The sequence below is a fragment of the Streptomyces sp. Go-475 genome, assembly GCF_003330845.1.
Lineage (GTDB): Bacteria > Actinomycetota > Actinomycetes > Streptomycetales > Streptomycetaceae > Streptomyces.
Window position 1 is genome coordinate 3,831,156 of sequence record NZ_CP026121.1, and the last position, 26,661, is coordinate 3,857,816.

Below are 26,661 nucleotides of genomic sequence, written 5' to 3' on the forward strand. Positions count from 1 at the left end.
GCACCTCGTCCCACCGTTCGCGAACGTCCGAGAAAGGCCGTGCCGTCCGCATGCGTGAAAAGCTGCCCGCCGTCGCCCTGTCCGCCGTCGCCCTCGTGGGCGTGCTCGCGCCCTCCGCGGCCGCGGCCCCCGCGCTGCCGCTGCCGCTGCCGGCCGCCGGCACCGAGCCCCTGGTCTCCGAGGCGATCGGCATCGAGGGACCGCTGATCCAGAACGTCAGTCTGCCCACGCTGAAGTAGCGCGCCGCGTCCGGTAGCTGTCCCCGTCCAGCCGCACGATCTCGGCGTGGTGGGCCACGCGGTCCGCCAGCGCCGGGGCGGACGCGCCGAAGACCTCGTCCCAGCGGCCGAGCGGGCGGTCGCTGGTCAGGATCAGCGAGGCCCGCTCATAGCGGTGCGCGACCAGCTGGAAGAACAGGCCGGCGGTGGCCGCGTCGAACGGCGTGTAGCCGACCTCGTCGACGATCAGCAGGGCGTGCTCGTCGAGCGCGGCCAGCTCCGCGTCGAGCCGCCCGGCGGCGCGGGCGTCGGACAGCCGGGCGGCCCACTCGGCGGCGGTCGCGAACAGCACTCGGTGCCCGGCCTGGCAGGCCCGTACGCCGAGGGCGATGGCCAGGTGCGTCTTGCCGGTGCCGGGCGGGCCGACGAAGACGACGTTGCGCCGGGCGGTGACGAAGTCCGCCTTGCCGAGCCGGGCCACGGCCTCCCGGTCGAAGCCCCGGGGGTGCTGCTCGTCGAAGTCCTCCAGCAGCTTGCGGACCGGGAAGCCGGCGGCCCGGATCCGGGCCTCGGCGTCCGCGTCCGGCTCCGCCTGCCGGGGGGCGGGCGGAGCGGCAGCCGGGGCCTCCCGCCCCGACCGCCCGTGCCACCGGCCTGCGGCATCCGACTCCGACCGCCCGTCCCGCCGGCCTGCGGCATCCGACTCCGACCGCCCGTCCCGTCGGCCTGCGGCATCCGACTCCGACCGCCCGTCCCGTCGGCCTGCGGCATCCGACTCCGACCGCCCCTGCCACCCGCCTGCGGCATCCGACTCCAACCGCCCGTCCCGCCGGCCTCCGGCATCCGACTCCGACCGCCCCTGCCACCGGCCTGCGGCATCCGACTCCGACCGCCCGTCCCGCCGGCCTCCGGCATCCGGCTCCAACCGCCCCTGCCACCCGCCTGCGGCATCCGACTCCGACCGCCCCTGCCACCGGCCTCCGGCATCCGACTCCGACCGCCCCTGCCACCCGCCTGCGGCATCCGACTCCGACCGCCCCTGCCACCCGCCTGCGGCATCCGACTCCGACCGCCCGTCCCACCGGCCTGCGGCATCCGACTCCGACCGCCCCTGCCACCGGTCTGCGGCTTCCGGCTCCTGCCCGTGCCGCCGGTCTGCGGCTTCCGGCTCCGCCCGTGGGTGCCCGGCCGGCGTACGGTCGGCGTGCCCGCGATCCGTCTGCGCGGCCATCGGCCCCGACATGTAGGCGAGGATCGCCGCCGACGCGATGAACGCCATGTGGATCACCGTCCCCCACAGCAGGGCGTGGCGGGAGGTGTGGTGGACGTCCACGAACATCTGCAGCAGGTGGACGGAGGAGATGCCGACGATCGCCGTGGCGAGCTTGACCTTCAGCACGTTGGAGTTGACGTGCGAGAGCCATTCGGGCTGGTCGCGGTGGCCCTGGAGGCCGATGCGGGAGACGAACGTCTCGTAGCCGCCGACGATCACCATGATCAGCAGGTTGGCGATCATGACGACGTCGACCAGCTTCAGCACGGCGAGCATCACGTACGTCTCGGTGGCGTGCCCGCTCACGCACATGAGGATTAACGTCCACAGCTCCTTGAAGAACTTGTAGACGTAGACGCCCTGCGCGGCCACGAGCCCGAAGTACAGCGGGGCCTGGAGCCAGCGGGTGGCGAACAGGGCGTATCCGAGCGTGGTGGTGGTGGGGTTCCGCACAGTCGGCCATTCTTCGGGGCCACGGCGGAAAACCTGAATTCACACCACACGTTGGAATGAAAAGGCATTAAGTACGACCGGCTGCGCAGATCACACCACCGGGCGCCGTCGATCAGGCACACTGGACGTTTGGCCGAGCCGTCCGAGCAGTCCGGCCGCAGAAAGGGTGCCGCGCGTGAATGGTCCGCTGATCGTCCAGTCCGACAAGACCCTGCTCCTGGAAGTCGACCACGAGCAGGCCGACGACTGCCGTCGGGCCATCGCCCCGTTCGCGGAGCTGGAGCGGGCGCCGGAGCACATCCACACCTACCGGGTGACCCCGCTGGGTCTGTGGAACGCGCGCGCGGCGGGCCATGACGCCGAGCAGGTCGTGGACGCGCTGGTGCAGTACAGCCGCTACCCGGTGCCGCACGCCCTGCTCGTCGACATCGCCGAGACGATGGACCGCTACGGCCGTCTCACCCTCTCCAAGCACCCGGCGCACGGCCTGGTCCTGACGACGACGGACCGTCCGGTGCTGGAGGAGGTCCTGAAGTCGAAGCGGATCGCGCCCCTGGTCGGCGCCCGCATCGACCCGGACACGGTCGCCGTGCACCCCTCCGAGCGCGGGCAGATCAAGCAGACCCTGCTGAAGCTGGGCTGGCCGGCCGAGGACCTCGCCGGGTACGTCGACGGCGAGGCGCACCCGATCGAGCTGGCCGAGGACGGCTGGGCGCTGAGGCCGTACCAGAAGCAGGCGGTGGAGAACTTCTGGCACGGCGGGTCGGGCGTCGTCGTCCTGCCCTGCGGCGCCGGGAAGACGCTGGTGGGCGCCGGGGCGATGGCGCAGGCCAAGTCCACGACGCTGATCCTCGTCACGAACACGGTCTCCGCCCGGCAGTGGAAGCACGAGCTGGTGCGGCGGACCTCGCTCACCGAGGACGAGATCGGCGAGTACAGCGGGACGCGCAAGGAGATCCGGCCTGTCACGATCGCCACGTACCAGGTGCTGACCACCAGGCGGAAGGGTGTCTACCCGCACCTGGAGCTGTTCGACTCGCGCGACTGGGGGCTGATCGTCTACGACGAGGTGCACCTGCTGCCCGCGCCGGTCTTCAAGTTCACCGCCGACCTCCAGGCGCGCCGGCGCCTCGGCCTGACCGCGACCCTGGTCCGTGAGGACGGCCGGGAGTCGGACGTGTTCTCCCTGATCGGGCCCAAGCGGTTCGACGCGCCCTGGAAGGAGATCGAGGCGCAGGGTTACATCGCGCCCGCCGACTGCGTCGAGGTCCGGGTCAATCTCACCGACTCCGAGCGGCTCGCGTACGCCACGGCCGAGGCGGAGGAGAAGTACCGCTTCTGCGCGACGACGGACACCAAGCGGAAGGTCACGGAGGCGATCGTCCGCCGCTTCGCCGGGCAGCAGATCCTGGTGATCGGCCAGTACATCGACCAGCTCGACGAACTGGGCGAGCACCTCGGGGCGCCCGTGATCAAGGGCGAGACGTCGAACGCGCAGCGGGAGAAGCTCTTCGACGCCTTCCGCGAGGGCGAGATCAGCGTGCTCGTGGTGTCCAAGGTCGCGAACTTCTCGATCGACCTGCCGGAGGCGACGGTCGCGATCCAGGTCTCGGGCACCTTCGGCTCCCGGCAGGAGGAGGCCCAGCGCCTCGGCCGGGTGCTGCGGCCCAAGTCGGACGGCCACCAGGCGCACTTCTACTCCGTCGTCGCCCGGGACACCATCGACCAGGACTTCGCCGCGCACCGGCAGCGCTTCCTGGCGGAGCAGGGGTACGCGTACCGGATCATGGACGCGGACGAGCTGCTGGCGGAGAGCTGACAGAGGCAGGACCGGTCACCGGTGGCGCCGGACCACGCCCACTTCTTCTTCGTACTGGCCGAGGATGATCACGTCGAAGGCGGCGCCCGCGAAGACCTTGACGGCGCGCAGGGCATCGCCGAGGCGGTGGCGATGGCTGCCGGACACGGCGGTGGCGCCGGGCGGGCGGCCCGGTGCCGGGGCGGGGTGGATGGTTGCTGCGCTCATGTCTCCATGGTGCGATTCGCCCCGTAAGACCCGCGTCGGTCTCGGGGCCGAACCTCACGGGGGGCCGCGTACGCCCCCGGGCTGACCCGTGCCCCTCAGGGAGGAGGGCGGCGTCCCCTAGGGGATGAGGAAAACCGTTCGCGCCCGCCGCCCCCGCTCCTCTAAGATCTCCGCTCTTGCCCGCCTCCCTCCACGGAGTGCCGCCGACCGGACGGAAACCGGCCGGCACGTCACCGCCATCTCCTCAGCTGGTTCCTTCCGGAGGCACCCCCGTGTCCACGCCCGTCGACGACCCCCTGTCCCGTGAGCGCTCCCACCTCGCCGCGTCCCGCTCCGCACTGCGGGCGATGCGCGAGGACGTCGAGGCCCTCGACATCAGCGACGTCACCGCGAACTGGGTCAACGCCGAAGTCCTCGCCCACCAGATCGACGAGCGCATCAAGGCCCTGGCCGACCTCAGCGACACCCCGCTGTTCTTCGGCCGGCTCGACTACCTGCACGCCCCCGGCGCCGAAGAAGCCGAGGGGGCCGAGGGGGAGCGCTTCTACATCGGGCGGCGGCATGTGCACGACGCCGACGGCGACCCCATGGTCATCGACTGGCGCGCACCGGTCTCGCAGCCGTTCTACCGGGCCTCGAAGAAGGACCCGATGGACATCGCGCTGCGCCGCCGCTTCGGCTACACGGGCGGCGACCTGACGGCGTACGAGGACGAGCACCTCTCCGATCCCGCGGAGGCCGCGCAGACCAGCAAGCTGCTCCAGCAGGAGATCGAGCGCCCCCGCGTCGGCCCCATGCGGGACATCGTCGCGACGATCCAGCCCGAGCAGGACGAGATCGTCCGGTCCGGTCTCTCCGGCACGGTGTGCGTGCAGGGCGGCCCGGGCACCGGGAAGACCGCCGTCGGCCTGCACCGGGTCGCCTACCTCCTCTACGCCCACCGCGAGCGCCTCGCCCGCACCGGCACGCTCGTCATCGGCCCGAACCGGTCCTTCCTGCACTACATCGAGCAAGTGCTGCCCGCGCTCGGCGAGTTGACCGTCCGGCAGGCCACGGTCGAGGACCTGGTGGCGCACGTCGAGATCAAGGGCACGGACGAGGCGACGGCCGCCGTCGTCAAGGGCGACGCCCGCATGGCGCGGGTGCTGCGCGGGGCCCTCTACTCCCACGTCACGATGCCCGCCGAGCCGGTCGTCGTCGTGCGCGGCTCCCGCCGCTGGCGCGTCCCGGCGTACGAACTCCAGGACATCGTCCGCGAGTTGCTCGACCGCGACATCCGCTACGGCGCCGCCCGCGAGGCCCTGCCGCAGCGCATCGCGCACGCGGTGCTGGTGCAGATGGAGCGCTCGGGCGAGGCGCCGGACGACCGGGTGCAGGACGCGGTGGCCCGCAACAGCGCGGTGAAGGCGGCGGTCAAGGCGGTCTGGCCGGCCGTCGACCCGGCGAAGCTGGTGCTGCGCCTGCTGTCGGACACGGACTTCCTCGCCGAGCACGCGGAGGGGATCCTCGACGAGGACGAGCAGAAGGCGATCCTCTGGGCGAAGCCGGCGCGCAGCGTGAAGTCGGCCAGGTGGTCGGCCGCCGACGCCGTACTGATCGACGAGGCCACCGACCTGATCCAGCGCACCCACTCCCTCGGGCACGTCGTCCTCGACGAGGCGCAGGACCTCTCCCCCATGCAGTACCGGGCGGTCGGCCGCCGCTGCACCACCGGCAGCGCGACGGTCCTCGGCGACCTGGCGCAGGGCACCACGCCGTGGGCCACCCGCAGTTGGCAGGAGGCGCTGGCCCACCTGGGCAAGCAGGACGCCGTGATCGAGGAGCTGACGGCGGGTTTCCGCGTCCCCACGGACGTCATCACCTACGCCTCACGCCTCCTGCCGCACATCGCCCCGGGCCTCACGCCGGTGGTGTCGATCCGGGAGAACCCGGGCCACTTCGAGGTCCGCGAGGCCTCCGGGACCGCCGACGTGGTCACCGCCTGCCGCGAGTCGCTGCGCCACGAGGGCTCGACGGGCCTGATCGCGGCGGACGCGCGGGTACCCGAGCTGGCCGAGGCCCTGACCGCGGCCGGGATCCCGTACCTCGGCCCCGGCGAGGAGACCACCCGGGACACCCGCCTGACCCTGGTCCCTGCGTCCCTGGCGAAGGGCCTGGAGTACGACTACGTGGTCCTGGACGAGCCCCAGGCGGTGGTCGACGGCGAACCGGACGAACGAACGGGCCTGCGGCGCCTGTACGTGGCCCTGACCCGAGCGGTGTCGGGGCTGACGGTGACGCACACGGCCCCACTGCCACCCCAACTGACGGCTTAGCGGCGGCTGCGACCGCCCAGCTGCGGACCGACCCGGCCCCGGCGCAAACGCCGAGCCCCCCCCTCAAGAACCGTCCACCGCGGCCCGCCACTCGGCCACCGCCTCCACCGACACCGGCTCCCCCCACCCCCGGGGCCGAGCCGCCCCGCCGATGTGGAACCCGTCGACCCCGGCCTTCCGCAGCACCGGCACGTGATCGAGCCGCAGCCCGCCCCCGACCAGCAACCGCTGCCCGTACCCCGGCTCCCCGGACCGCCCGGCTTCCGCGAGCAGTACGGGCAGCCCGCCGTCGACCCCGTCCGCCGACCCGGCCGTCAGGTACGTGTCGAGCCCCGGCATCCCGTCCAGCTGCCTGCGCAGGGCGGCCCGGTCGGCGGCCCGGTCGATGGCCCGGTGGAAGGTCCACGGGCAGCCGTCCAGCACCGAGATGACCCGCTCCACAGCCCTCAGATCCACCCCGCCACCGGCATCGAGGAACCCGAGCACGAACTCCTCGGCACCGGCCTCCCGCAGCTCACCGGCCACCCGCACCAGCCGCTCGACATCCCCCGCGGCGAACCCGTCGGCCAGCCGGATCATCACCCGCAGCGAGATGTCCACGGCACGGCGGATCCCGGCCACGGTGGCGGCCGGCGGGGTGAGCCCGTCGGCCGCCATGTCGGTGACCACTTCGAGGCGATCCGCGCCTCCCGCCTGCGCGGCGACCGCGTCCTCGACGCCGAGGGCGATCACCTCCAGGACTGCACGCTTGCTCATGGGGCCCCTTCGTCGGCACGGCGTCGGCGTTCACGACAGGTCTAGTCCAATCAAGACTACGCTGCCCACTCCCGCCGACTCCCAAGCACCCGGCCCGGGGCCCGGCCCCTCACCCGAAGAGGTTCAGCTCCCGGGCCTCCACCCCGGCCAGCTCGAACGCGGGCGCCCCGTCGACCGGCCGCCCCGTGCACAGCCGGATCAGCGTCGGACCGTCCCCGATGAAGCGCCCCGGGGGCCGCTCCCCGCCGCTCTCCCCCAGCCGCAGCGGCTCGTCCCGGTCGTCGAGGTCGGCGTGCAGCGGCACCCGCCCCCGCTCGCGGGTGATCCGGGCGAGCAGGTCGAGCGCGTCCGGCAGCCCGGCCCCGCCGTACGCCCCCGGCTCCCCGAAGGCCTCCCGCACGTCCCCGGCGTGCACCCACTCCCCCAGGGCGAGCCCGTCCAGCTTCCCGCCGGCCCGGGCGATCACCGCCCCGGCCTCGGTCATCCCGCGCTCCAGTTCGTCTACGACCTGCGCGTTGCTCCAGCCGTCCCGTTCGGCGATGTCCCGGTCGTTCGACTCGGGCGAGAACACACCCTCCTCGAACCGGTTCTCCACCACGCGCGTGAGCGCGGCCGAACAGTGCGCCAGCACCGACCGCACCGTCCAGCCCGGACACGCGGCGACCGGCAGCGCGAAGTCGTCGTCGGACCGGCCCCGCAGCAGCGGGATCAGCGCGTCACGCTCGATCGTGAGCAGCCTCCCGGGCTGCTCGGGGTCCCGTACGTCGTGCACATCAGCAGGAGTCGTCATACACCCCACGCTAGGTGGGATGCGGCGGTCGGCGGGAGAATGACCCCATGGCCGATCTCGACATCCTGCGCGCCCGCTTCGCCCGTGCCCTGGAAGCGGCCCGGGGACCGGCCGGCGGCCCGGACCCGGCGCCGTACGCCGACAACCTGCTCACCCGCTGGCAGGAACCGCAGCGGCACTACCACACGGTCGCCCACCTCGCGGCGGTCCTGGACCGCGTCGACGTGCTGGAGGAGTACGCGCGGGACCCGGACGTGGTCCGCCTGGCCGCCTGGTTCCACGACGCGGTCTACCTGCCCGACCGCTCCGAGAACGAGGAGCGTTCCGCCCGCCTCGCCGAACGCGCCCTCGCGGAAGCCGGCGTCCCGGCCGCGAAGACCGCCGAGGTGGCCCGCCTGGTCCGCCTCACCGTCGGCCACGACCCCGCCGACGACGACCCCGACGGCCAGGTGCTGTGCGACGCCGACCTGGCGATCCTGGCCTCGCCGCCGTCGCGGTACGCCGCCTACACCGCCGCCGTCCGCGAGGAGTACCACTTCGTCCCGAACGACGCCTTCCGCGCCGGGCGGGCCGCGGTCCTGCGGCAACTCCTCGGCCTGCCGAGGCTGTTCAGGACGCCGTACGGAGCGGCTGAGTGGGAGGCGACGGCCCGCTACAACCTGCGGTCGGAACTGGAACTGCTGGAGGATTCCCCCTCCGGCCCGCCCTCGGCGCCCTAGGGTTGGCCCCACCGCGTCACCGGGAGGGGAGCACGAATGGACGACACCAGCGAGCCCGAGGTCATCGAGCCGAGCCTGCCGTTCTGGGTCACCGTCACCGAGGAGGGCGACGACGACTCGATGGGCCTGTTCGGCGGCGGGGGCGGTGAACCGGCCCTGCGGTCCGTCCCGCTCGGCCCCCTGCGCAAGAACCTCACGGAGACCATCGACGCCCTCCAACAGCTGTTCGAGGACGCCGCCGCCCGGGGCGGCACCCTGCCGCTCGCCGAGGCCCAGCTGTCCTTCCAGGTCACCGCGAGCGGCGGCATCCAGCTCGTCGGCACCGGCCAGATGCAGGGCACCCGCGGCCTGACCCTCGTCTTCAGACGGCCCTGAGAACAGCGTTCATCACGGGACGCAACCGCCGCCCCGTGAACTAAAGTTGTCGGACGAACGGCCGAGGGTCAGGGGGACGGCATGAGCGGCAGCGCGGCGTACCGGAGCAGGACGGCGACCACGGCCGCGGGAGCCCAGCCGGTCCGCCCCGTCTGACCCCGCCGCGCATGCCCCAGCACAAGGCCCTGCTCATCGGGGCGAGCGAGTACGACGACCCGCGCATCCAGGACCTGCCGTTCGTCCGCGACGACCTGCAGCGGGTCCGGGACGCGCTGGTCGAGCGCGGGTTCCAGTCCGCGGACATCGTCGAGAGCAAACGCGGCATCACCCCGAACACCGTCAACGGCCGCATCCGCGGCTTCCTGCGCGACGCCGGCCCGGGCGACACCCTGCTGGTCCTGCTCAGCGGTCACGGCCAGCACTTCGAGGGCAAGGACTTCCTGATCCCGGAGGACGCCACCTTCGACGTCGGCGTCTTCGCCGACAGCTGTATCGAGATCGGCTGGGAACGCGAGCTGGAGGACTCCCCGGCGAGCCACGTCGTCTTCCTCGTCGACGCCTGCCGCGAGGGCATCGACCGCGACACCATGGCGGCCCCGCCCGGCGTGCAGCCCTGGCCCCGGCGCAAGGTCGCCAACGCGCTGCGCCGCAAGGTGGCGTACGTGTACGCCTGCACGGCGCCCCAACTGGCCCTGTTCGTCGGCGAGAAGGAGACGGTCCGCCCGGGCTGCGACCCGGGCACGCAGCCCGGCGAGTCGTTCAGCCTGTTCTCCCGCGCCCTCGCGGACACGATCGCGGCGGACCCGCACGCCCTGCGCCTGCACGAGTTCGCGGCACGGATCCAGACCCGCGTCGAGGAACTGCACCGCGCCTACGGCAAGACCCGCCCCGTGCAGCAGGTCACCGTCGTCACGGAGACCGCCGCCGCCCCGGGCGGCGAGGACTTCCCGCTGCTGCCCGGCCCCGACCGCCGCACCGAGACCCACCCGTGGATCCGCTCCACCGAACAGCACCCCATCTGGCAGCGCACCCCCGACGGCCCCGCCCGCCACCTGCTCCAGGAGACCTGCGCGGCCCTGGCGGCCCGGCTGGCCACGGCGTACGAGGGGGCGGCGCACGCCCTGCGCGACGACCCGTGGCACGACGCCGAACTGGCCCAGCGCACGCACGTCAGACTGGGCTTCCTCACCCGCCTGCTCGCGGACGGCGTCCAGCTGTCCGCCTCCGAGGCGGCACTGGCGGTGCTGCTGCCCCTGGTCGAGCAGGCCTTCTGGGCCCAGGAGGCCGCGCAGCGCGTCGGCGTCCTCGGCGCGGACCTGTGCCCCGGCGGGCCCGACCACAGCCGCTTCCGCAAGTTCGGGCAGGGCTTCCCGCGGCTGAAGCGGCGGCTGCTCACCCTGCACGACAAGACGGCGGCGCGCGGTTCCGTGGAGCGGATCCGCTGGTGGCTGTTCCACCGCTGGCTGATCCAGCAGCCGGAGCTGTACGCGGCGGAGGCGCTCAAGTCCCTCCTCGGCGAGGTGACGAGCGGCTCCGACCAGCCGCCGTGGGTGGCCGACGCGCTCGCCGCGGACCGTCTGATGCGGCTGCTGAAGGACCACCGCACGGCCCCCTTCTCGGTACGCCGTACCGCCGCCCACCCCGCCGGTGCCGCGCCCCACGAGGACCACGACGTCATCGCCGCCACCACGGGCGACGAGCACGAGCTGCGCACGCCCCTGGTCTCCGCCCTGCTCAAGGCGGCGTACGCCATGGCCGTGGACCCCGTCGACCTGCCCGAGATCGTCGTGGAGCACATCGGCATCTACGACAGTGTCGACCTCGGCGAACTCCTGGCCACCGTGCGCCGCTCCGACTGGCGCCACTCCGGTGTCGGCCGCTCCCTGAACGCGGTGTGCACCCACCCGGCCGTCCAGATCGCCCTGCGGGAGCACGCCGGCCGCGTCGACACGCTCCTCCGCGAGATCAACCGCCGCGACAATCCGGCCCTGGCGCCGCTCGGCGCGCTGCCGCCGTACGCCGACGGCAGCCGCGTGCGCCTCGACGGCAACACGCCCGACCAGCTCTCCGACGGGATCCGCTTCCAGCTCGCCGAGGACCGCGTCCAGGAACTCCTCATGGGCGAACAGCTCTACGGCGACCGCGAACTGGCCGTCCGCGAGCTGTACCAGAACGCGCTGGACGCCCTGCGCTACCGGGACTGCCGCACGCAGTACCTCCAGCGCACGGGCCGTCCGACGGCTCCCTGGGAGGGCCGGATCGCGTTCGTCCAGGGGGTCGGCTCCGACGGCCGCCCCTACCTGGAGTGCCGCGACAACGGCATCGGCATGGGCATCACCGAACTCGGCAGCGTCTTCTCCCAGGGCGGCACGCGCTTCGTGGACCTGCCCGAGTACATCGAGGAACAGGTCGCCTGGAGCGAACTCCCCGAACCCAAGCTCCGCCTGTACCCCAACTCCCGTTTCGGCATCGGCGTCCTCAGCTACTTCATGCTCGCCGACGAGATCGTCGTCCGCACCTGCCGCATGGACCGCACAGGCCGCCCCGGCCGCCTCCTCCAGGTGACGATCGCGGGGCCGGGGAACCTGTTCCGGGTGGAGGACCTGGGCGAGGGAACCGACCCGGGGACGACGGTCCGGCTGATGCTGTCGCGGCAGGGCAAGAACGTGTCGTGCGTGGAGACGCTGCAGCGTTTGCTGTGGGTGGCGCCTTATCGGACTTCCGCGGTGCACGGGTCAAGGGAGCACAGTTGGGCGCCCGGGGAGCTCTCCCGCACGGCACTCGCCATGGAATTGTCCAAACGGCAGCCGAGACGCCGGTACGAGAATCACGTCTGCATCGAGTCGGACTCACCCGACCTCTGGTGGACCGGGAACAAGGGGATCATCCTGTCGGACGGCTTGTTGACGGACTCCGACAGGTTCCACCCGTCCAGGCTTCCCTACGGCATCGTCGTGAACCTGCACGGAGCACACGCACCGGTGCTCACCGTGGACCGCAGGAGAGTGCGTTCCTTCGACTCCAGCTACGTACGCGCCCTCATGACGAGCGTCGCACCGAGCTTGACCCGTCCCGGACTCCCGCTTCCCACATTCAACTGGCTGACTGAAGTCAGCGTGTCCTCACTTCAGTTCGGTGACCTGATCTCGGAGCTAGTACACCAGTCCGATCTGGAGTGGCAGATCGGAGACGTCTCGCTGTTTTTCAGCAGGGTTGGCTACTTTCTCCCTGACAGAGGTCTCCTGCCGCTGGTGACTGGCGACTACCCGGAGGGCCACACATCACGCGCCGCCCATTTCTTCTACAACATGCCCGCTCCGGTGTTGCGATGGCGTCTGCGCGTGCTGTACCGGGCCGGGTTGTGCGAGCACACTTCGCTGCCGGAGTCCGGCCCGTCCGGTGAGCTGTGGGCACGCCCGTCGGACCTGCTCCTCCTTGCACGTGGGTATGCGAGACTTCCGCGCTGGAACGTGACGTACCGCAGGTGGCGCGATGACTCCTCGTGGCATCACCCGGCGGCCAAGCTCGGCTCCCTGTTCCGCTGGAGAGATCCCGCCGAGCAGCTTGGCGCCGCTGAAGTGTTCCGGCTGAGTCAGTGCTCACAGCATCCGCCTGCCGAGGTAGCCGCCCGGATGACCGCACTGGGTTTTCGAGTGGAGCCCCTGTCGGGCTGCACCCGCGCGAACTGTGATGACCTCCCACTGCTGAAGCCGATGGGGGACCCGTCAGGCTGGTTGACTCCCGGCTCAGTGCTCTCCGCCACGCAGGTCTGCGTCAGCGCGGTACGGCGGGCCTGCTCCACCCTCGAAGCCGTGCAACGTCTGGGGGAACTGGGTTTCACCGTTCCGACGGACTACCCGGATCGGGACCACTGGACCGACGAGGAACGCAACATCATCAGCAACCTGTGGTCGTCGTATGCCACTCCCCTGGACCCGGAAGCGGCTCTGTCGATCTCTCAGGCCCAGCTGACCGCGGTGGCGCACAGTACGGACATGACCATCCGCCAGGTCGTGAAGTTCCTGTCGGAGATCGGCTTTCTTCTGCCCACCGAATCTTCGGCGTTTCCCGAACCGACGGCCGACGACCAGGCTCTCCTCCTGTGCGGTGGCCAGCGTCCCTGGGCAGACCAAGAGGTCTCACTGCTCTACATGGCCGCTGTCGCCCGCCGCATCAACCGACCGGTACACGAGGTGGCGGCACGACTGTGCGAACTGGGGTACGCCGTAGCGCATGTCCCCGACGACGCGACCCAGTTGCCCTCGCGCGCGCAGATGGCCTTGGTGAACCCGAGTGTCACACTGGACGTGAGCCGTCCGTTGCCCTTGCGCGACGTGGCCAGCTCCGCCGAGCAGGCAGGTGTCTCGCTGTCCGAGGCCATCGATCACTACACATCGCTGGGTTTCCCATGCTCAGTGAGCTCCGAGGCGGTGTCCCGTGTCAGGACGGCGGCGCACCCCCTGTTCATGCCCGAGCGGATTCCCGACCCCGCTTCGTTCGGCCCTGTATCCCCAGCCGCTGTTCAGGCCCTGGGTCAAAGGGCCTCCACCACCCTCGCCGGTTTCGGCTACGACCTCATCCCCCCGTCCGAATCCTGGCTCAGAGAACGGGAACTCGAAAAAGACCTCCTCCAGTCCCTGACCACCGAAGCCCACTCCCCCTCCCCCACCCACCCCGACGACCCCCCGCTCACCCTCGTCACCCTGGCCGTCGTAGCCATGTCGGCCGGCAGGACGCTCCGCGACACCGCTCTCAAGGCCACCGAACTCGGTATGCGCCACGAGGTCGAGGACTGGTTCCCGGACCCCGAAAACCCGTCGCCCTGACCCGGTGGCGCCCGTAACCTGCCCACCATGTGGACCACGGGCGCGGAACAGGTGGAGCAGGCCGTCGGTGAGTGTGTCGGGCTGCTGGGGACGGTCACCGAGCGGGACTGGGAAGGGGCCCGGGCCGGGCGGCTGGAGTGGAGCTGCCGGGAGGCGGCCGTGCACATCGCCGAGGATCTGGTCGCGTACGCGGGGCAGCTCGCAGGGCGGGAGCCCGACGGGTACACGCCGTTCGAGATCTCCCTGGAGGAGGGCACCGACAACGCGGGCGCGCTGCGCGTGATCCGTACGACGGGCGCGCTGTTCGCCGCCACGCTCCGGACCACCCCGCGCGAGGTCCGCGCCTTCCACCCGTACCCGTTCCGCAGCGCGAACCGCGAGGGCTTCGCCGCGATGGGCGTGGCCGAGACGCTGCTGCACACCCACGACATCGCCGAGGGGCTCGGCACCACGTACGAACCCGACCCGGCGCTGTGCGAGTTCGTGCTCACCCGGATCTTCCCGCACGTCCAGCCGGGGCCCACACCGTGGCAGACCCTGCTGTGGGCCACCGGCCGCGGCGAGCTGCCCGGGCGCGCCCCCGTCACCGCGTGGCGCTGGAGCAACAACCTGGTGATCGAGACCGACCGGCTCACCCTCGAGGGCGTCACCCCGGCGGCGGCCACCGACCTGTCCACGGTCGGCGACGGCGGCTTCACGTGGCTGGAGGGCGGCCCGGTCGAGGGCACCCGGGTGGGTGCCGGGCTGATGTACAAGCAGTACGAGGACGGCGTCCACCGGCCGGAGTGGGGCATGTACGTGCTGGTCCGGCGGGAGGACGACCGCGCGCTCGGGGCGATGGGCTTCCACGGCGTCCCGGACGGGGCGGGGCGGGTCGAGATCGGGTACGACCTGGTCGAGGCGGCCCGCGGTCACGGCTACGCCACCGAGGCGCTGCGGGCGCTGTCGTCCTGGGCGCTGGGCAGGGACGAGGTGCGCACCGTCGTCGCGAACGTCGAGCGGGGCAACACGCCCTCGCAGAAGGTGCTCGCGCGGGCCGGTTTCAGCCAGGTCGCCGAGGACCCCGAGCACCTGACCTACGAACTGGGCGCGTCCGGCGCCCGGTAACGCCCCTTCGGCCTCCGCAGCCCGGCCGCGTGCAGCAGCCGCACCACCTCGCGGCTGCTGACCTCCACCGCCCCGGCCGCCACCACGTCCGCGTACCGCTGGGCGGGGATGTCGTAGTGGTCGCGTTCGAAGGCGCGGCGGGGTACGCCCAGGCGGGCGGCGAAGGCGTGGAGTTCGTCGTAGGAGACGTCGCTGACCAGGTGGGACCACATGCGGCCGTGGCCGGGCCAGGTCGGCGGGTCGATGTAGACCGTCACCGGGGCCTCACGAGGACGCGGCTCCGCCGAGCGCCTCGCCCAGCGAGCCCACCGCCGCCACCTTCACCCCGGCCTCGCTGCACACCCAGTGCGGGTCGGGCCCCAACTCGGGCTCCACGTCCAGCGCGTGCGGCTCGCCCGTGCCGCACACCGGGCACAGCGGCCAGCGGCCGTACCGCTCCAGCAGGGCGTCCTGAACGTCCTGCGCGACCAGCCCGGCCACGAACGGCGCGCCCTCCGGCCACTGCTCGACCCACCACCGCCGCTGCGTGACGGACTCCTCGACCAGCGAGACGACGTCCGCCTCGGCGACGCGTCCCGCGACGAGGTCGGCCAGCACGAGGGCGCGCGCGGCGTGCAGGGCCTGCTCCAGGGGGCTGATGGGGTCCATGCACCCATTGTGCGCACTCTTGACCACAACGCCGAGCCGAAAATATCTTTCACAGGTGACCCGCAGAGTGAAGGAAATTTTCGCCAGCGAGCGCGGTGGCCCGGCCGGCTCGCCCGGTACCCCGCCCGCCCCCGCCGCCCTCGCGGCCAAGGTCCGCACGCTGGCCCCGTCGATGACGCGCTCCATGCAGCGCGTCGCCGAGGCCGTCGCGGGCGACCCGGCCGGCTGCGCGGCCCTCACGGTCACCGGCCTCGCCGAGCTCACCGGCACCAGCGAGGCGACCGTCGTACGCACCGCCCGCCTGCTCGGCTATCCGGGTTACCGGGACCTGCGCCTGGCCCTCGCCGGACTCGCCGCGCAGCAGCAGTCCGGCCGGGCCCCCGCCATAACGACGGACATCGCGGTGGACGACCCGATCGCCGACGTGGTCGCCAAGCTCGCCTACGACGAGCAGCAGACCCTCGCCGACACGGCCGCCGGCCTGGACACGGCCCAACTGGGCGCGGCCGTCGCGGCCCTGGCCACGGCCCGCCGCACGGACGTGTACGGCGTCGGGGCGTCCGGGCTGGTCGCCCAGGACCTCACGCAGAAGCTGCTGCGCATAGGGCTGATCGCGCACGCCCACAGCGATCCGCACCTGGCCGTCACCAACGCCGTGCAGCTGCGGGCGGGCGATGTCGCGATCGCCATCACGCACTCGGGGTCGACGGGCGACGTCATCGAGCCGCTGCGGGTCGCCTTCGAGCGCGGGGCGACGACGGTGGCGATCACCGGCCGCCCGGACGGCCCCGTCAGCCAGTACGCCGACCACGTCCTCACCACCTCCACCGCCCGCGAGAGCGAACTGCGCCCCGCGGCGATGTCGTCCCGGACCGGACAGCTCCTTGTGGTGGACTGCCTCTTCGTGGGGGTGGCGCAGCGGACGTACGAGTCTGCGGCGCCGGCGCTCTCGGCGTCGTACGAGGCGCTGGCCCACCGGCACCGTCCCTGAGGCAGCCGCCCCGCCCAGCACCGGAAAGACACGGAAAGAGCCGTCCATGACCTCCACCTCCGACCCCCGTGATCTGAGAACCGAGTTGGAGTCCCTGACCACCGAGGCCTTCCGGCCGGAGCTCGCGGACATCGACCGGCTGCCCACCCTGGACATCGCCCGGCTGATGAACGGCGAGGACGCGACCGTGGCCGGGGCGGTCGCGGCGCGGCTGCCGCGGATCGCCGCCGCGATCGACGCCGTGGCGGAGCGGATGGCCCGGGGCGGCCGACTGGTCTACGCGGGCGCGGGCACGGCGGGCCGGCTGGGCGTCCTGGACGCCTCGGAGTGCCCGCCCACCTTCAACACCGACCCGTCCCGGGTGGTCGGCCTGATCGCGGGCGGCCCGCAGGCCGTGGTCACCTCGGTCGAGGGCGCGGAGGACTCCCGGGAACTGGCCCACGCCGACCTGGAGCCCCTCGGTCTGACCCCCGACGACACGGTGGTCGGCGTCTCCGCCTCCGGCCGCACGCCCTACGCCATCGGCGCCGTCGAGTACGCCCGCGCCCGCCGCTGCCTCACCATCGGCCTCGCCTGCAACTCCGGCAGCCCGCTCGCGGCCGCCGCCGACCACGGCATCGAGATCGTCGTCGGGCCCGAACTGCTCACCGGCTCCACCCGCCTGAAGGCCGGGACGGCGCAGAAGCTCGTCCTCAACATGATCTCGACGATCACGATGATCCGGCTGGGCAAGACCTACGGGAACCTGATGGTCGACGTCCGCGCCTCCAACGACAAGCTCCGCGCCCGGTCCCACCGCATCGTCGCCCTCGCCACCGGCGCCGACGACCAGGAGATCGAACGGGCCCTGTCCGCCACGGACGGCGAGGTCAAGCACGCGATCCTCACCATCCTGGCCGCCGTGGACGGCCCGACGGCGGCCCGCCTGCTGGAGCAGTCCGACGGCCATCTGCGCGCGGCCCTCGCGGCGGCGACGGACTGACCCCTCCGCTCAGCGGAACCGGGCGACGTACGCGTCGAACGGCTCGATCCCGACGCCCGCGCGCAGCTCGTCCACGCGCTCGGGCTCGGCGCAGGGCCAGGGAATCGGCGAACCGTCCTTGCGCACTCCGGCGATCTGCGTGCCGTAGATCTGCGCCCGGCCCTCGTTGACGAACGTGCGGTCGCGCAGGAAGGCCAGGTCGCGGGCCTCCGCGGCGCCCGCCGCGACAGCCTGCTCCATCAGCCGCAGGGCCCGCCGCTGCACGTCCAGTTGCCGGTCGGCGTGCTGGGCGATCAGCCAGGCTGCCCGGGCGGCGTCCTCGCCGACGCGTTCCGCCGTGGGCCAGCCGTACGCGTCCATGATCTCGGCCAGCCGGTCACCGTGCCGCGCGGTCAGCCGCCGCCACTCCAGCTGCTCGGCCGGGTCGTCGCTGTTCGCCGCGCCGGTCGTCGCCACGCGGTGATCGGCGGCGGCCATGGCCGTCAGCTCCTCCGCGAGGGCCGCGAGATCCTGTTCCACCGTGAACTCCCCTTTTTCTTACTGACGTTGCTGAAAACCCTAAAACGGCAATCGGCACACAAAGATCATTCCGGAGTACGGTGACACGCGCCCCCGACCGCTGGGACACTGGATCTACGCCGCGCGGCTCACGACACGCACCGCCCCTCCCGGTTCAATTGCCGCACCCGCGCCCGCAGCGCCTCCCCCACCGGCAGCGAGCGGAGCACGTCGGTCAGCTGCTCGGCCGTCCGTACGTTGCAGCGCCCCAGGTCGACCAACGCGAACGGCTCCTCACTCGCGGCCGTGACCGGATCGACGCACAGGGACGGCAGCACGACTCCGACTCCCGCGAGGGCTTCCCGCAGCGACTCCACGATCTCTTCGGTCGAGCGCACCTTGTCCTACCTCCACGCTGAGTTTGTGATTCACCACACAGCGTGGTCGCCCGGCGCCTAACCTGGCCATACACGGCGTCCCAACAACCCCAGGTGTACGACAGGGAGTTGCCCATGCCCGGATCCAGGGATCTCGACCCGTCCTCCTCCCCTCGGGCCCTCCTCGGCGCGGAACTCCGCCACGCCCGCGAGAAGGCCGGCCTCAGCCAGGAGGAACTCGGCCAGCGGCTGTTCGTGAGCGGCTCGTTCATCGGCCAACTGGAGGCGGGCACGCGGCGGATGCAGCGGGAGTACGCGCGACTGCTGGACGAGGCGCTGGGTACGGAGGACTTCTTCCAGCGGCACTGCGGGGCGGCGGCGAAGTCGAAGTATCCGGACCACTTCGCGGAGGCGGCAGAGGCGGAGTTGCAGGCGACCGAGATCCGGGAGTACGCGCCCCTCCTGATCCCCGGCCTGCTCCAGACGCCCGCCTACGCGCGAGCCGTCTGCCGGGCCTACCAGCCGACGGCTCCCGAGGAGAAGATCGAGGAGTTCGTCGCCGCGCGGATCGAGCGCGCCCGCCTCCTCAGCGATCCAACAGAGCCCTTGTTGTGGGCGGTGATTGACGAATCCGCACTACGACGGGCGACAGGGGGACGCAAGGTGATGGCGGAGGCGTTGCGCCACATCACAGACCTGGGCCGCCGTGGCCGGGCCATCGTCCAGGTGCTGCCGTTCGACGCGGGAGCGCACGCCGCGATGGAGGGCTCGATGAAGTTGATGGACTTCGAGGATGCCCCTCCGCTGGTCTACTTCGAAGGCGTGGGCATCGGGCGGCTGGAGGACGACCCGGCCGTCATCAAGCACCAGAGGTTCACCTATCAACTGCTGACGGCCTGCGCACTCTCCCCCGAGAACTCCCTGGCCGTCATCGAAGCGATGGCCCAGGATTACATCCATGAGCAGCATCACTGAGGCCACCTGGCACAGGTCCAGCTACAGCGGTGGCAGCGGCGGCAACTGCCTCGAAGTAGCCGACGGCCACCCCACCGCCGTCCCTGTCCGCGACTCCAAGAACCCCCGCGGCCCGAAGCTCGTGTTCCGGGCCACCGCCTGGGCCGCGTTCGTCGCGAACCTCAAGGACGAGACGGCCTGAGCTTCGGGGCCCGGGCTTCGAGCCCTCTTTTCAAGGAATGGGTGGAGGGCCTCAACCCGCCCTCCCACCCCGAGAGTTGACGGGCAGCGTTCGGCTTGCCACGGACGGTGACCAACCTCTAGCGTTCCCGCATACGCAACAGCCCCCGCTCGGTGCGCCAACACCTGCGGGGGCTTAACCAGCGGCATCGAAGAAGAGGTTCGATCCCATGGCTGAGTCCCAGCTTAGTGCTGCCTCCCCGTCCGCGCACCCAATGGCCAACCCCGGCTACGGCAAGCGCTCCGTCCCCGACCAACTCCCGGGCACGCCGCACGACTTCGTACACCTCCCACCCCGCGAAGCCGCCATCGCCGCCTACCTCGACCGCCTCCCCGACGGCGCCGACATCTCCGTGAAGACGCTGGCCAAACAGCTCCCGTACGGACAGTGCGCCCTGAGCACGGCCCTCAACCGCATCCAGCAGGCAGGCCACCTGCGCCGGGGCCGGGAGTGCGTCACGGCGGACGACGGCAGCTCGCGCTGGATCACCCGATCGTGGTGGTCCCGTACCGCCAGGGACGACGACTGGTGGACGGCGTTCACCCGAGGCGACGCGCCACGGCCGCAGACAGCACGCCCCACCCGCTCCCGCGCCCACATCCTCCTGGCCGCCCTCGGCCGCACCGCGCCCGTCCTGTCCCTCTCCGAGTCCGACTGCGCGACCCTCGCCCCACTCGTGACGGACTGGTTCCAGCGGGGCGCCTCGGAGGACGACGTACTGCGCGCCCTCACGGCCGGCCTGCCGACCCCTGTCCACCACCCCGCCTCCCTGGTCCGCAACCGCCTGACCAGCAAGCTCCCGCCCCCACCCGACCCGCGTCCACCCCTACGGGTCCTGGAATGCGCGAACTGCGGCGCGCCGGGACGCCCGGAGTCCCTACCTGGGGGGCGTTGCAGCGCCTGCCGGGGTGAGCACACCCCCGCGCGCCCCCCTGCACCCCTGTCCGCCCCCAAGGTTCACGACCGCGCGGCCCAGATCCGGGCCGCGATCTCCCAACGACGCCAAGAGAAGGCACACACATGACGGCTCCTACGGTGCGACGTCACTCCCCCAGGGCACGATGGAAGGGAGGAGACACCACCATGACCCCTGGTACTGCTGACCAATGCTGATGCCCTTCGAGGACTTCGAGGACCTGGTTGATGTGGCCCCGAAGGGCGTGCGACTTGAGTACGTCGACGGTCGTGTCCGAACGAAGGACCCGCTCAGCGTTGAGGACTTCGAAGAACTGGAACGCCGCGCCCCGGAGACCGTGCGGCTTGAGTACATCAACGGAAAACTAGAGGTCAAGGCCATGCCGGACGGCAACCACCGAGAGATCTTCATGTGGCTGCTGCGCCAGTGCATGCAACACCGCCCTGACCTGGACCTCGTGCCCGAGTCCGGCGTCAAGGCCGAGGCCTGCCGCAAGGGCCGCGCCCGCACGGACGGGACTCTTGCGCCGGTGCATCACTTCCGGGGTCACGGCGAATGGTCCGACCCCGACGGCTCCCTCATGGCCGTGGAAATCACCTCCCGCGACCGCGACACGGACCAACGCGACCGCATCGACAAGCCCATCGGCTACGCCGAAGCCGAGATCCCCGTCTACCTCCTCATCGACCGCGACAACCACACCGTCACGGTCTTCAGCGAACCGAAGGACGGCCGCTACCAGCAGGTTTCCCGCCATCCCTGGGGAGCCACCGTCGAACTGCCCTCCCCCGTGAACATCACCCTGGACACCGAGAAACTCAAGGACTACGCCGACTGACGACAATGGACCCATGAACCACGCCCAGCTGACCGCCCTAGGTCGTGCCCTCCGGCTTCTCGGTGAACACGGGGAAGCCCTCACCGCCGACACCCCGGACGCCAAGCTGCACGAGGTCAGGGCGGATCTGCGGCGGGCTCTCGACCTGCTGGAGGAGAGCGTCTCGAACGCCGCGCCCAGCACCCGGTGCCCCGAGCATCCGAACGGCCCGGTCGACGAGGGCGCCCCCGACCTGTGCCTGCTGTGCGAGACCCGGCGCCGGGCGGCCCGCCGCAACGAGTTCAACGGGCCCGCCCCGCAGCAGCCGCAGACCGAGCCCGTCCAGTCCCGGTACGGAGCCCGCGGCGACCGCCCCCAGCCTCAGCAGCGCTGGCTGCCGGAGCTGTGGAACGGCCAGACGTGGCAGCTGTGCGGCACCCCGCGCCGGGACCGCCGCGAGGCCGAGCTGTACATCGCCGCCCAGCGCCGGGCGCCCCGGGCCGCCATGGCGTACCGGCTGGTGCACGAGTTCACCGACTACGAGGTGCTGCGGGTGTGGGGCACGCCGGTGCGGGTCGACATCGAGCCGATGGGCAACCTGTAACCCGTCACAGCAGGGGCAGCGGGCGGAAGTCGTGCCCCTCCCACAGGCGTCGTGACGCCTCCTCCGGATACGCCGTGACCACCGGCTCCGCGTCCAGCACCCGCACCAGCCGCCGCTCCTCGTCGTACGCGGGCCAGCCCGGGTCGCCCGTCCTCGCGAACGCCGTCCAGGAGGCGCGGAAGCGGGACGACAGCGCGAGGGCCTCGGCGGACGGCTCCGCGCCCGCGAACAGCAGGGCCCCGAGGTCCGCCCCGTACGTGCCGAAGAGCAGGGGGATGTCCAGGCCGTGGCAGGCGCCGAGCGCGCCGCCGTTGCCGGGGGCCGGCCAGGTCAGCTCGTAGAGGTGCGCGCTGCCGCCGCCCGCGCGCTGCGCCTGGGCCAGGTGCAGGGAGGGCATGGTGAACAGCCAGTCCGTCTGGACACGTTCGTAGAGCTCGCTCGGGGAGGCGTCGGGGAAGGCCGCTCGGTAGGCCGCTTCCCCGTCGGGGCCGGGGGCGAACAGGCGCAGGGCCGCGCTCGCCCGCTCGTCGGTGATCTGGCCCAGCTGCCCGGCCATGGCGACGAAGAGGCGGTACTCGTCGCGGTTGTGGCCGACGAGCAGGTCGATGTCCTTGGCGGCACCGGCCGCCAGCGCCTGCCAGGGGGTGGCGGGCAGGATCTCGCCGTCGACCACCGGGGAGAAGGGCGTGACCGTGGGGGCCGCCTGGCCCCAGCGGTCGAGGTACTGCGGCATCTTCGGGCCCAGCGCCTCGCCCGCCGCGGTCAGCCGGCGCGGATCCACCGTCGACAGGTCGGCGACCGTGGGGCGCAGGCCCACCTCGGCGGCGAGGGCCGTACCGATGTCCCGGGCCAGTTCGTCGGAGAAGAACGTCCCCGGCACGCTCTGCGCGATCGCCCGCCGGAACAGGCCGGACGCGCGGTCCATCGCGAGCAGCGAGGCGATCGAGCCCGCGCCCGCCGACTCGCCGAAGACGGTGACCCGCTCCGGGTCGCCGCCGAACGCCTCGATGTTGTCCCGCACCCACTCCAGCGCGGCGACCTGGTCGAGCAGGCCGCGGTTGGCGGGCGCCCCCTCGATGTGGGCGAACCCCTCCATGCCGACCCGGTAGTTGAGGGAGACGACCACGACGTCGCCGTCGGTGGCGATGTGCCGGGCGTTGTAGCCGGGGCTGCCGGCGTGGCCGAGCTTGTAGGCGCCGCCGTAGATCCACACCAGCACGGGCCGGCGGGCGGCCGGGTCGGGATGGGGGGTCCAGACGTTGACCGTGAGCCAGTCGTCGCCCTGGGGCACGTCTAACAGGCCCGGGCCGCCCATCAGGCCGAGGTCCTGCGGGGGCGGCGGGCCGAACGCGTACGCGTCCCGTATGCCGTCCCAGGCGGGGGCGGGGCGCGGGGCCATGAAGCGGGCCTCGCCCACCGGGGGTGCGGCGAAGGGGATGCCGCGGAAGACGGCGAGCCCCTCCTCCCTGCGGCCCCGGACCGCCCCGGCGGTGGTGCGCACCACCGGGGCGGGCTGCTCGGCCGGACCGTCCGTCGGCGGGCGGGCCTCGGTCGTCGTCATCTGGATCTCCTCACGTGGCCGGTGAACAGGCGCTCGGCCAGTGTCCGTGGCTGACGCAAGCAGATCCAGAGCCTCGCGTTCCGGGCTCGGCCGAGGGATCAGCTGAGCGACTTCAGCGCGGCCGGGTCGTACGGCGCCAGGTCCGTGAAGCGGCCGTCCAGGATCTTCCGGGCCCACTCGGGGTCCTGGAGCAGGGCGCGGCCGACGGCGACCATGTCGAACTCGTCGCGTTCGAAGCGGTCCAGGAGGTTGTCGAGGTCGCCGACCTGGGCGCCCTGGCCCTGGAAGGACTTGAGGAAGTCGCCGCCGCTCAGGCCGACCGAGCCGACGGTGATGGCGGGCTTGCCGGTGAGCTTCTTGGTCCAGCCGGCCAGGTTGAGGTCGGAGTCATCGAACTCGGGCACCCAGTAGCGGCGGGTGGAGGCGTGGAAGGCGTCGACGCCGGCGGCGGCCAGCGGGGTCAGGATGGCCTCCAGCTCCTCGGGGGTCTCGGCGAGGCGGGCGTCGTAGGCGTCCTGCTTCCACTGCGAGTAGCGGAAGATGACGGGGAAGTCGGCCGAGACGGTCTCGCGGACGGCCGCGACGATCTCCGCCGAGAACTTGGCGCGGGCGACCGGGTCGCCGCCGTAGGCGTCGGTGCGGCGGTTGGTGCCCTCCCAGAGGAACTGGTCGAGCAGGTAGCCGTGGGCGCCGTGGAGTTCCACGCCGTCGAAGCCGATGCGCTCGGCGGCCGCGGCGGCCTCGGCGAACGCGCCGATGACGGCGTCGATGTCGGCCTGCGTCATGGCCTTGCCGGTGCCCTCGGTGCCGTCCGTGCGGATACCGGACGGGCCGACGGCCGGGGCGTCGGCGACGGGCGGCTCGCCCTGCTTGCGGACCATGCCGATGTGCCACAGCTGCGGCACGATCGTGCCGCCCGCGGCGTGCACCGCCTCGGCGACCTTCGCCCAGCCCGCGAGCTGCTCCTCGCCGTGGAACCGCGGCACGCGGTCGCTCTGTCCGGCCGACTCGTGGCCGACGTAGGTGCCCTCGGTGACGATCAGACCGACTCCGGCGGCGGCGCGGCGCGCGTAGTACGAGACGACGTCCTCACCGGGGACGCCGCCCGGGGAGAACATGCGGGTCATCGGCGCCATCGCGATCCGGTTCGGAACGGTCAGGCCGCCCAGCGACACGGGTCGGGACAGGATGTCGGCGGCGCGGGAGGCGACGTCGGTCACGTGGGGACTCCTCGGGAGGTACCGGTCGGTATGTGCATACGCATAGGGTGCCTATTCCAACAGCCCGGCCCGCCCACGGCATCCCGCCCCCACTGTGATCCCGCACACGCCCGAGGGCGGCACCCCCTGTCGCACAGGGAGTGCCGCCCTCGGTACCGAAGGACGGTGATCGACCGGAGTCGATCAGAAGTCCATGTCACCGCCCGGCATGCCGCCGCCGGCGGGCGCGGCGGCCTTCTCCGGCTTGTCGGCGATGACGGCCTCGGTGGTGAGGAACAGCGCGGCGATGGAGGCGGCGTTCTGCAGCGCGGAACGGGTCACCTTCGCCGGGTCGATGATGCCCTCGGCGATCATGTCGACGTACTCACCGGTCGCGGCGTTCAGGCCGTGGCCGACCTGGAGGTTGCGGACCTTCTCCACGACGACGCCGCCCTCGAGACCACCGTTGACGGCGATCTGCTTCAGCGGGGCCTCCAGCGCGAGCTTCACGGCGTTGGCGCCGGTCGCCTCGTCACCGTCGAGCTCCAGCTTCTCGAAGACCTGGGAGGCCTGCAGCAGGGCCACGCCACCACCGGCGACGATGCCCTCCTCGACGGCCGCCTTGGCGTTGCGCACGGCGTCCTCGATGCGGTGCTTGCGCTCCTTGAGCTCCACCTCGGTGGCGGCACCGGCCTTGATGACCGCGACACCGCCGGCGAGCTTCGCCAGGCGCTCCTGCAGCTTCTCGCGGTCGTAGTCCGAGTCGCTGTTCTCGATCTCGGCGCGGATCTGGTTCACGCGACCCTGGACCTGGTCGGCGGAGCCGGCACCGTCGACGATGGTGGTCTCGTCCTTGGTGATGACGACCTTGCGGGCCTTGCCCAGCAGGTCGAGCGTGGCGTTCTCCAGCTTGAGGCCGACCTCCTCGGAGATCACCTCGCCGCCGGTGAGGATGCCGATGTCCTGCAGCATCGCCTTGCGGCGGTCGCCGAAGCCCGGGGCCTTGACGGCGACGGACTTGAAGGTGCCGCGGATCTTGTTGACGACCAGGGTCGACAGGGCCTCGCCCTCGACGTCCTCGGCGATGATCAGCAGCGGCTTGCCGGACTGCATGACCTTCTCGAGGAGCGGCAGCAGGTCCTTGACGTTGCTGATCTTCGAGTTGGCGATCAGGATGTACGGGTCGTCGAGGACGGCCTCCATACGCTCCATGTCGGTGGCGAAGTACGCCGAGATGTAGCCCTTGTCGAAGCGCATACCCTCGGTGAGCTCCAGCTCCAGACCGAAGGTCTGGGACTCCTCGACGGTGATGACGCCTTCCTTGCCGACCTTGTCCATGGCCTCGGCGATGAGCTCGCCGATCTGGGTGTCGGCGGCGGAGATGGAGGCCGTGGAGGCGATCTGCTCCTTGGTCTCGACGTCCTTCGCCTGCTCCAGCAGGGCGGCGGAGACGGCCTCGACGGCCTTCTCGATACCGCGCTTGAGGGCCATCGGGTTGGCGCCGGCGGCTACGTTGCGCAGACCCTCGCGCACCAGGGCCTGGGCGAGCACGGTCGCCGTGGTCGTACCGTCACCGGCGACGTCGTCCGTCTTCTTGGCGACTTCCTTGACCAGCTCGGCGCCGATCTTCTCGTACGGGTCCTCGAGCTCGATCTCCTTGGCGATGGAGACACCATCGTTGGTGATCGTGGGCGCGCCCCACTTCTTCTCGAGGACGACGTTGCGGCCCTTGGGGCCGAGCGTCACCTTCACGGCGTCCGCGAGCTGGTTCATGCCGCGCTCGAGGCCGCGCCGCGCCTCCTCGTCGAACGCGATGATCTTGGCCATGTGAAGTGGTCCCTCCAGGACTGGGGGTGATTACTTCGGACCGCGCCCGCGCCCGCGACGGACGGCCCCGGCCGGTGGTTCCTTGCCCCACCCGGCCCGTGGCCTCACCGACCCGGTCCTTACGTTGTCACTCTCACCTTCAGAGTGCTAACGCAATGATTAGCACTCGACCCCCGAGAGTGCAAGGC

25 protein-coding genes are annotated in these 26,661 nt (G+C 71.8%); 14 read left to right on the top strand and 11 right to left on the bottom strand.

Annotated features, from left to right (window positions below; genetic code table 11):
• Positions 1–50 precede the first annotated feature (50 nt).
• The gene (locus C1703_RS17505; RefSeq protein ID WP_114253762.1) at positions 51–239 is read left to right on the top strand and encodes a hypothetical protein; all 189 of its coding nucleotides are present in this window, start codon (positions 51–53) and stop codon (positions 237–239) included.
• On the opposite strand, the gene istB is transcribed toward C1703_RS17505, so the two are convergent.
• On the bottom strand, positions 217–1,944 hold the full coding sequence (gene istB, locus C1703_RS40140) for an IS21-like element helper ATPase IstB (RefSeq protein ID WP_269803207.1): 1,728 nt from the start codon (positions 1,942–1,944) through the stop codon (positions 217–219). The two genes, C1703_RS17505 and istB, sit on opposite strands and share 23 nt — an antisense overlap.
• Before the next feature lie 175 nt (positions 1,945–2,119).
• Between istB and C1703_RS17520 the strand changes: the two genes are divergently transcribed.
• On the top strand, positions 2,120–3,763 hold the full coding sequence (locus C1703_RS17520) for a DNA repair helicase XPB (protein WP_114253763.1): 1,644 nt from the start codon (positions 2,120–2,122) through the stop codon (positions 3,761–3,763).
• A gap of 15 nt (positions 3,764–3,778) precedes the next feature.
• Here C1703_RS17520 and C1703_RS17525 read toward each other — a convergent pair whose 3' ends face one another.
• Positions 3,779–3,970: a hypothetical protein gene (locus tag C1703_RS17525; RefSeq protein ID WP_114253764.1), complete on the bottom strand. Its 192-nt coding sequence runs from the start codon at positions 3,968–3,970 to the stop codon at positions 3,779–3,781.
• A 272-nt stretch (positions 3,971–4,242) separates the two neighbouring features.
• Here C1703_RS17525 and C1703_RS17530 point away from each other — a divergent pair, with 272 nt between their 5' ends.
• On the top strand, positions 4,243–6,285 hold the full coding sequence (locus C1703_RS17530) for a UvrD-helicase domain-containing protein (RefSeq protein ID WP_114253765.1): 2,043 nt from the start codon (positions 4,243–4,245) through the stop codon (positions 6,283–6,285).
• 63 nt (positions 6,286–6,348) lie between these two features.
• On the opposite strand, the gene C1703_RS17535 is transcribed toward C1703_RS17530, so the two are convergent.
• Together C1703_RS17535 and C1703_RS17540 are read right to left on the bottom strand one after the other, a co-directional pair.
• Positions 6,349–7,041: a copper homeostasis protein CutC gene (locus tag C1703_RS17535; protein WP_114253766.1), complete on the bottom strand. Its 693-nt coding sequence runs from the start codon at positions 7,039–7,041 to the stop codon at positions 6,349–6,351.
• A gap of 109 nt (positions 7,042–7,150) precedes the next feature.
• Positions 7,151–7,831 (bottom strand): maleylpyruvate isomerase family mycothiol-dependent enzyme, encoded by a 681-nt coding sequence (locus C1703_RS17540; protein WP_114253767.1) that lies wholly within the window; start codon positions 7,829–7,831, stop codon positions 7,151–7,153.
• Positions 7,832–7,878: 47 nt separating this feature from the next.
• On the opposite strand from C1703_RS17540, the gene C1703_RS17545 reads away from it, so the two are divergent.
• The 4 genes from C1703_RS17545 (at position 7,879) to C1703_RS17560 (ending at position 14,858) form a co-directional block, all read left to right on the top strand.
• Positions 7,879–8,550 carry a hypothetical protein gene (locus C1703_RS17545; RefSeq protein ID WP_114253768.1) on the top strand — a complete coding sequence of 224 codons (672 nt, stop codon included), beginning with the start codon at positions 7,879–7,881 and terminating at the stop codon, positions 8,548–8,550.
• 36 nt (positions 8,551–8,586) lie between these two features.
• The gene (locus tag C1703_RS17550) at positions 8,587–8,925 is read left to right on the top strand and encodes a hypothetical protein (RefSeq protein ID WP_114253769.1); all 339 of its coding nucleotides are present in this window, start codon (positions 8,587–8,589) and stop codon (positions 8,923–8,925) included.
• Positions 8,926–9,092: 167 nt separating this feature from the next.
• On the top strand, positions 9,093–13,751 hold the full coding sequence (locus C1703_RS17555; RefSeq protein WP_114253770.1) for a caspase family protein: 4,659 nt from the start codon (positions 9,093–9,095) through the stop codon (positions 13,749–13,751).
• Positions 13,752–13,802: 51 nt separating this feature from the next.
• Positions 13,803–14,858: a GNAT family N-acetyltransferase gene (locus tag C1703_RS17560; protein WP_114257472.1), complete on the top strand. Its 1,056-nt coding sequence runs from the start codon at positions 13,803–13,805 to the stop codon at positions 14,856–14,858.
• On the opposite strand, the gene C1703_RS17565 is transcribed toward C1703_RS17560, so the two are convergent.
• On the bottom strand, positions 14,828–15,115 hold the full coding sequence (locus C1703_RS17565) for a DUF4031 domain-containing protein (RefSeq protein WP_114253771.1): 288 nt from the start codon (positions 15,113–15,115) through the stop codon (positions 14,828–14,830). The genes C1703_RS17560 and C1703_RS17565 overlap by 31 nt on opposite strands.
• A 7-nt stretch (positions 15,116–15,122) precedes the next feature.
• Positions 15,123–15,506 (bottom strand): hypothetical protein, encoded by a 384-nt coding sequence (locus C1703_RS17570; protein ID WP_114253772.1) that lies wholly within the window; start codon positions 15,504–15,506, stop codon positions 15,123–15,125.
• A gap of 55 nt (positions 15,507–15,561) precedes the next feature.
• Here C1703_RS17570 and C1703_RS17575 point away from each other — a divergent pair, with 55 nt between their 5' ends.
• Both C1703_RS17575 and murQ read left to right on the top strand, forming a co-directional pair.
• Entirely contained in the window at positions 15,562–16,497 is a 936-nt protein-coding gene (locus tag C1703_RS17575) for a MurR/RpiR family transcriptional regulator (protein WP_114253773.1), read from the top strand.
• A 46-nt stretch (positions 16,498–16,543) separates the two neighbouring features.
• On the top strand, positions 16,544–17,479 hold the full coding sequence (gene murQ / locus C1703_RS17580; protein ID WP_114253774.1) for an N-acetylmuramic acid 6-phosphate etherase: 936 nt from the start codon (positions 16,544–16,546) through the stop codon (positions 17,477–17,479).
• Between the two features lie 9 nt (positions 17,480–17,488).
• Here the strand turns inward: murQ and C1703_RS17585 are convergent, their stop codons facing one another.
• Both C1703_RS17585 and C1703_RS17590 read right to left on the bottom strand, forming a co-directional pair.
• On the bottom strand, positions 17,489–17,998 hold the full coding sequence (locus C1703_RS17585; RefSeq protein ID WP_114253775.1) for a DUF6624 domain-containing protein: 510 nt from the start codon (positions 17,996–17,998) through the stop codon (positions 17,489–17,491).
• A gap of 128 nt (positions 17,999–18,126) precedes the next feature.
• The gene (locus tag C1703_RS17590) at positions 18,127–18,375 is read right to left on the bottom strand and encodes a hypothetical protein (RefSeq protein WP_114253776.1); all 249 of its coding nucleotides are present in this window, start codon (positions 18,373–18,375) and stop codon (positions 18,127–18,129) included.
• 114 nt (positions 18,376–18,489) lie between these two features.
• On the opposite strand from C1703_RS17590, the gene C1703_RS17595 reads away from it, so the two are divergent.
• The 5 genes from C1703_RS17595 to C1703_RS17615 all read left to right on the top strand — a co-directional run bounded on the left by C1703_RS17595 (position 18,490) and on the right by C1703_RS17615 (position 21,886).
• Positions 18,490–19,329, top strand: coding sequence for a helix-turn-helix transcriptional regulator (locus tag C1703_RS17595; RefSeq protein WP_114253777.1), 840 nt, complete (start codon positions 18,490–18,492; stop codon positions 19,327–19,329).
• The gene (locus C1703_RS17600; protein WP_114253778.1) at positions 19,313–19,510 is read left to right on the top strand and encodes a DUF397 domain-containing protein; all 198 of its coding nucleotides are present in this window, start codon (positions 19,313–19,315) and stop codon (positions 19,508–19,510) included. The genes C1703_RS17595 and C1703_RS17600 overlap by 17 nt, the downstream gene beginning before the upstream one ends.
• A gap of 208 nt (positions 19,511–19,718) precedes the next feature.
• On the top strand, positions 19,719–20,573 hold the full coding sequence (locus C1703_RS17605) for a hypothetical protein (protein ID WP_198678203.1): 855 nt from the start codon (positions 19,719–19,721) through the stop codon (positions 20,571–20,573).
• Positions 20,574–20,661: 88 nt separating this feature from the next.
• Positions 20,662–21,303 (top strand): Uma2 family endonuclease, encoded by a 642-nt coding sequence (locus C1703_RS17610; protein WP_114257473.1) that lies wholly within the window; start codon positions 20,662–20,664, stop codon positions 21,301–21,303.
• Positions 21,304–21,316: 13 nt separating this feature from the next.
• Positions 21,317–21,886 (top strand): hypothetical protein, encoded by a 570-nt coding sequence (locus tag C1703_RS17615; protein ID WP_114253780.1) that lies wholly within the window; start codon positions 21,317–21,319, stop codon positions 21,884–21,886.
• Positions 21,887–21,890: 4 nt separating this feature from the next.
• On the opposite strand, the gene C1703_RS17620 is transcribed toward C1703_RS17615, so the two are convergent.
• From C1703_RS17620 to groL, 3 genes are all read right to left on the bottom strand, one after another.
• Positions 21,891–23,447, bottom strand: coding sequence for a carboxylesterase family protein (locus C1703_RS17620; RefSeq protein WP_114253781.1), 1,557 nt, complete (start codon positions 23,445–23,447; stop codon positions 21,891–21,893).
• 98 nt (positions 23,448–23,545) lie between these two features.
• A complete protein-coding gene (locus tag C1703_RS17625; RefSeq protein ID WP_114253782.1) occupies positions 23,546–24,667 on the bottom strand; it encodes an NADH:flavin oxidoreductase in 1,122 nt (373 codons plus the stop codon).
• 183 nt (positions 24,668–24,850) lie between these two features.
• Positions 24,851–26,473: a chaperonin GroEL gene (gene groL / locus C1703_RS17630; protein WP_037759437.1), complete on the bottom strand. Its 1,623-nt coding sequence runs from the start codon at positions 26,471–26,473 to the stop codon at positions 24,851–24,853.
• Positions 26,474–26,661: the final 188 nt, after the last annotated feature.

Excerpts from the sequence above, each read along its gene's own strand:
- C1703_RS17620 (WP_114253781.1), bottom strand. The coding sequence starts at position 23,447 with ATGACGACGACCGAGGCCCGCCCGCCGACGGACGGTCCGGCCGAGCAG.
- C1703_RS17555 (WP_114253770.1), top strand. The coding sequence starts at position 9,093 with ATGCCCCAGCACAAGGCCCTGCTCATCGGGGCGAGCGAGTACGACGAC.
- C1703_RS17615 (WP_114253780.1), top strand. The coding sequence starts at position 21,317 with ATGAACCACGCCCAGCTGACCGCCCTAGGTCGTGCCCTCCGGCTTCTC.
- C1703_RS17505 (WP_114253762.1), top strand. The coding sequence starts at position 51 with ATGCGTGAAAAGCTGCCCGCCGTCGCCCTGTCCGCCGTCGCCCTCGTG.
- C1703_RS17605 (WP_198678203.1), top strand. The coding sequence starts at position 19,719 with ATGGCTGAGTCCCAGCTTAGTGCTGCCTCCCCGTCCGCGCACCCAATG.
- groL (WP_037759437.1), bottom strand. The coding sequence starts at position 26,473 with ATGGCCAAGATCATCGCGTTCGACGAGGAGGCGCGGCGCGGCCTCGAG.
- C1703_RS17550 (WP_114253769.1), top strand. The coding sequence starts at position 8,587 with ATGGACGACACCAGCGAGCCCGAGGTCATCGAGCCGAGCCTGCCGTTC.
- C1703_RS17600 (WP_114253778.1), top strand. The coding sequence starts at position 19,313 with ATGAGCAGCATCACTGAGGCCACCTGGCACAGGTCCAGCTACAGCGGT.
- C1703_RS17570 (WP_114253772.1), bottom strand. The coding sequence starts at position 15,506 with ATGGACCCCATCAGCCCCCTGGAGCAGGCCCTGCACGCCGCGCGCGCC.
- C1703_RS17545 (WP_114253768.1), top strand. The coding sequence starts at position 7,879 with ATGGCCGATCTCGACATCCTGCGCGCCCGCTTCGCCCGTGCCCTGGAA.
- C1703_RS17535 (WP_114253766.1), bottom strand. The coding sequence starts at position 7,041 with ATGAGCAAGCGTGCAGTCCTGGAGGTGATCGCCCTCGGCGTCGAGGAC.
- C1703_RS17610 (WP_114257473.1), top strand. The coding sequence starts at position 20,662 with ATGCCCTTCGAGGACTTCGAGGACCTGGTTGATGTGGCCCCGAAGGGC.
- C1703_RS17525 (WP_114253764.1), bottom strand. The coding sequence starts at position 3,970 with ATGAGCGCAGCAACCATCCACCCCGCCCCGGCACCGGGCCGCCCGCCC.
- C1703_RS17595 (WP_114253777.1), top strand. The coding sequence starts at position 18,490 with ATGCCCGGATCCAGGGATCTCGACCCGTCCTCCTCCCCTCGGGCCCTC.
- murQ (WP_114253774.1), top strand. The coding sequence starts at position 16,544 with ATGACCTCCACCTCCGACCCCCGTGATCTGAGAACCGAGTTGGAGTCC.
- C1703_RS17540 (WP_114253767.1), bottom strand. The coding sequence starts at position 7,831 with ATGACGACTCCTGCTGATGTGCACGACGTACGGGACCCCGAGCAGCCC.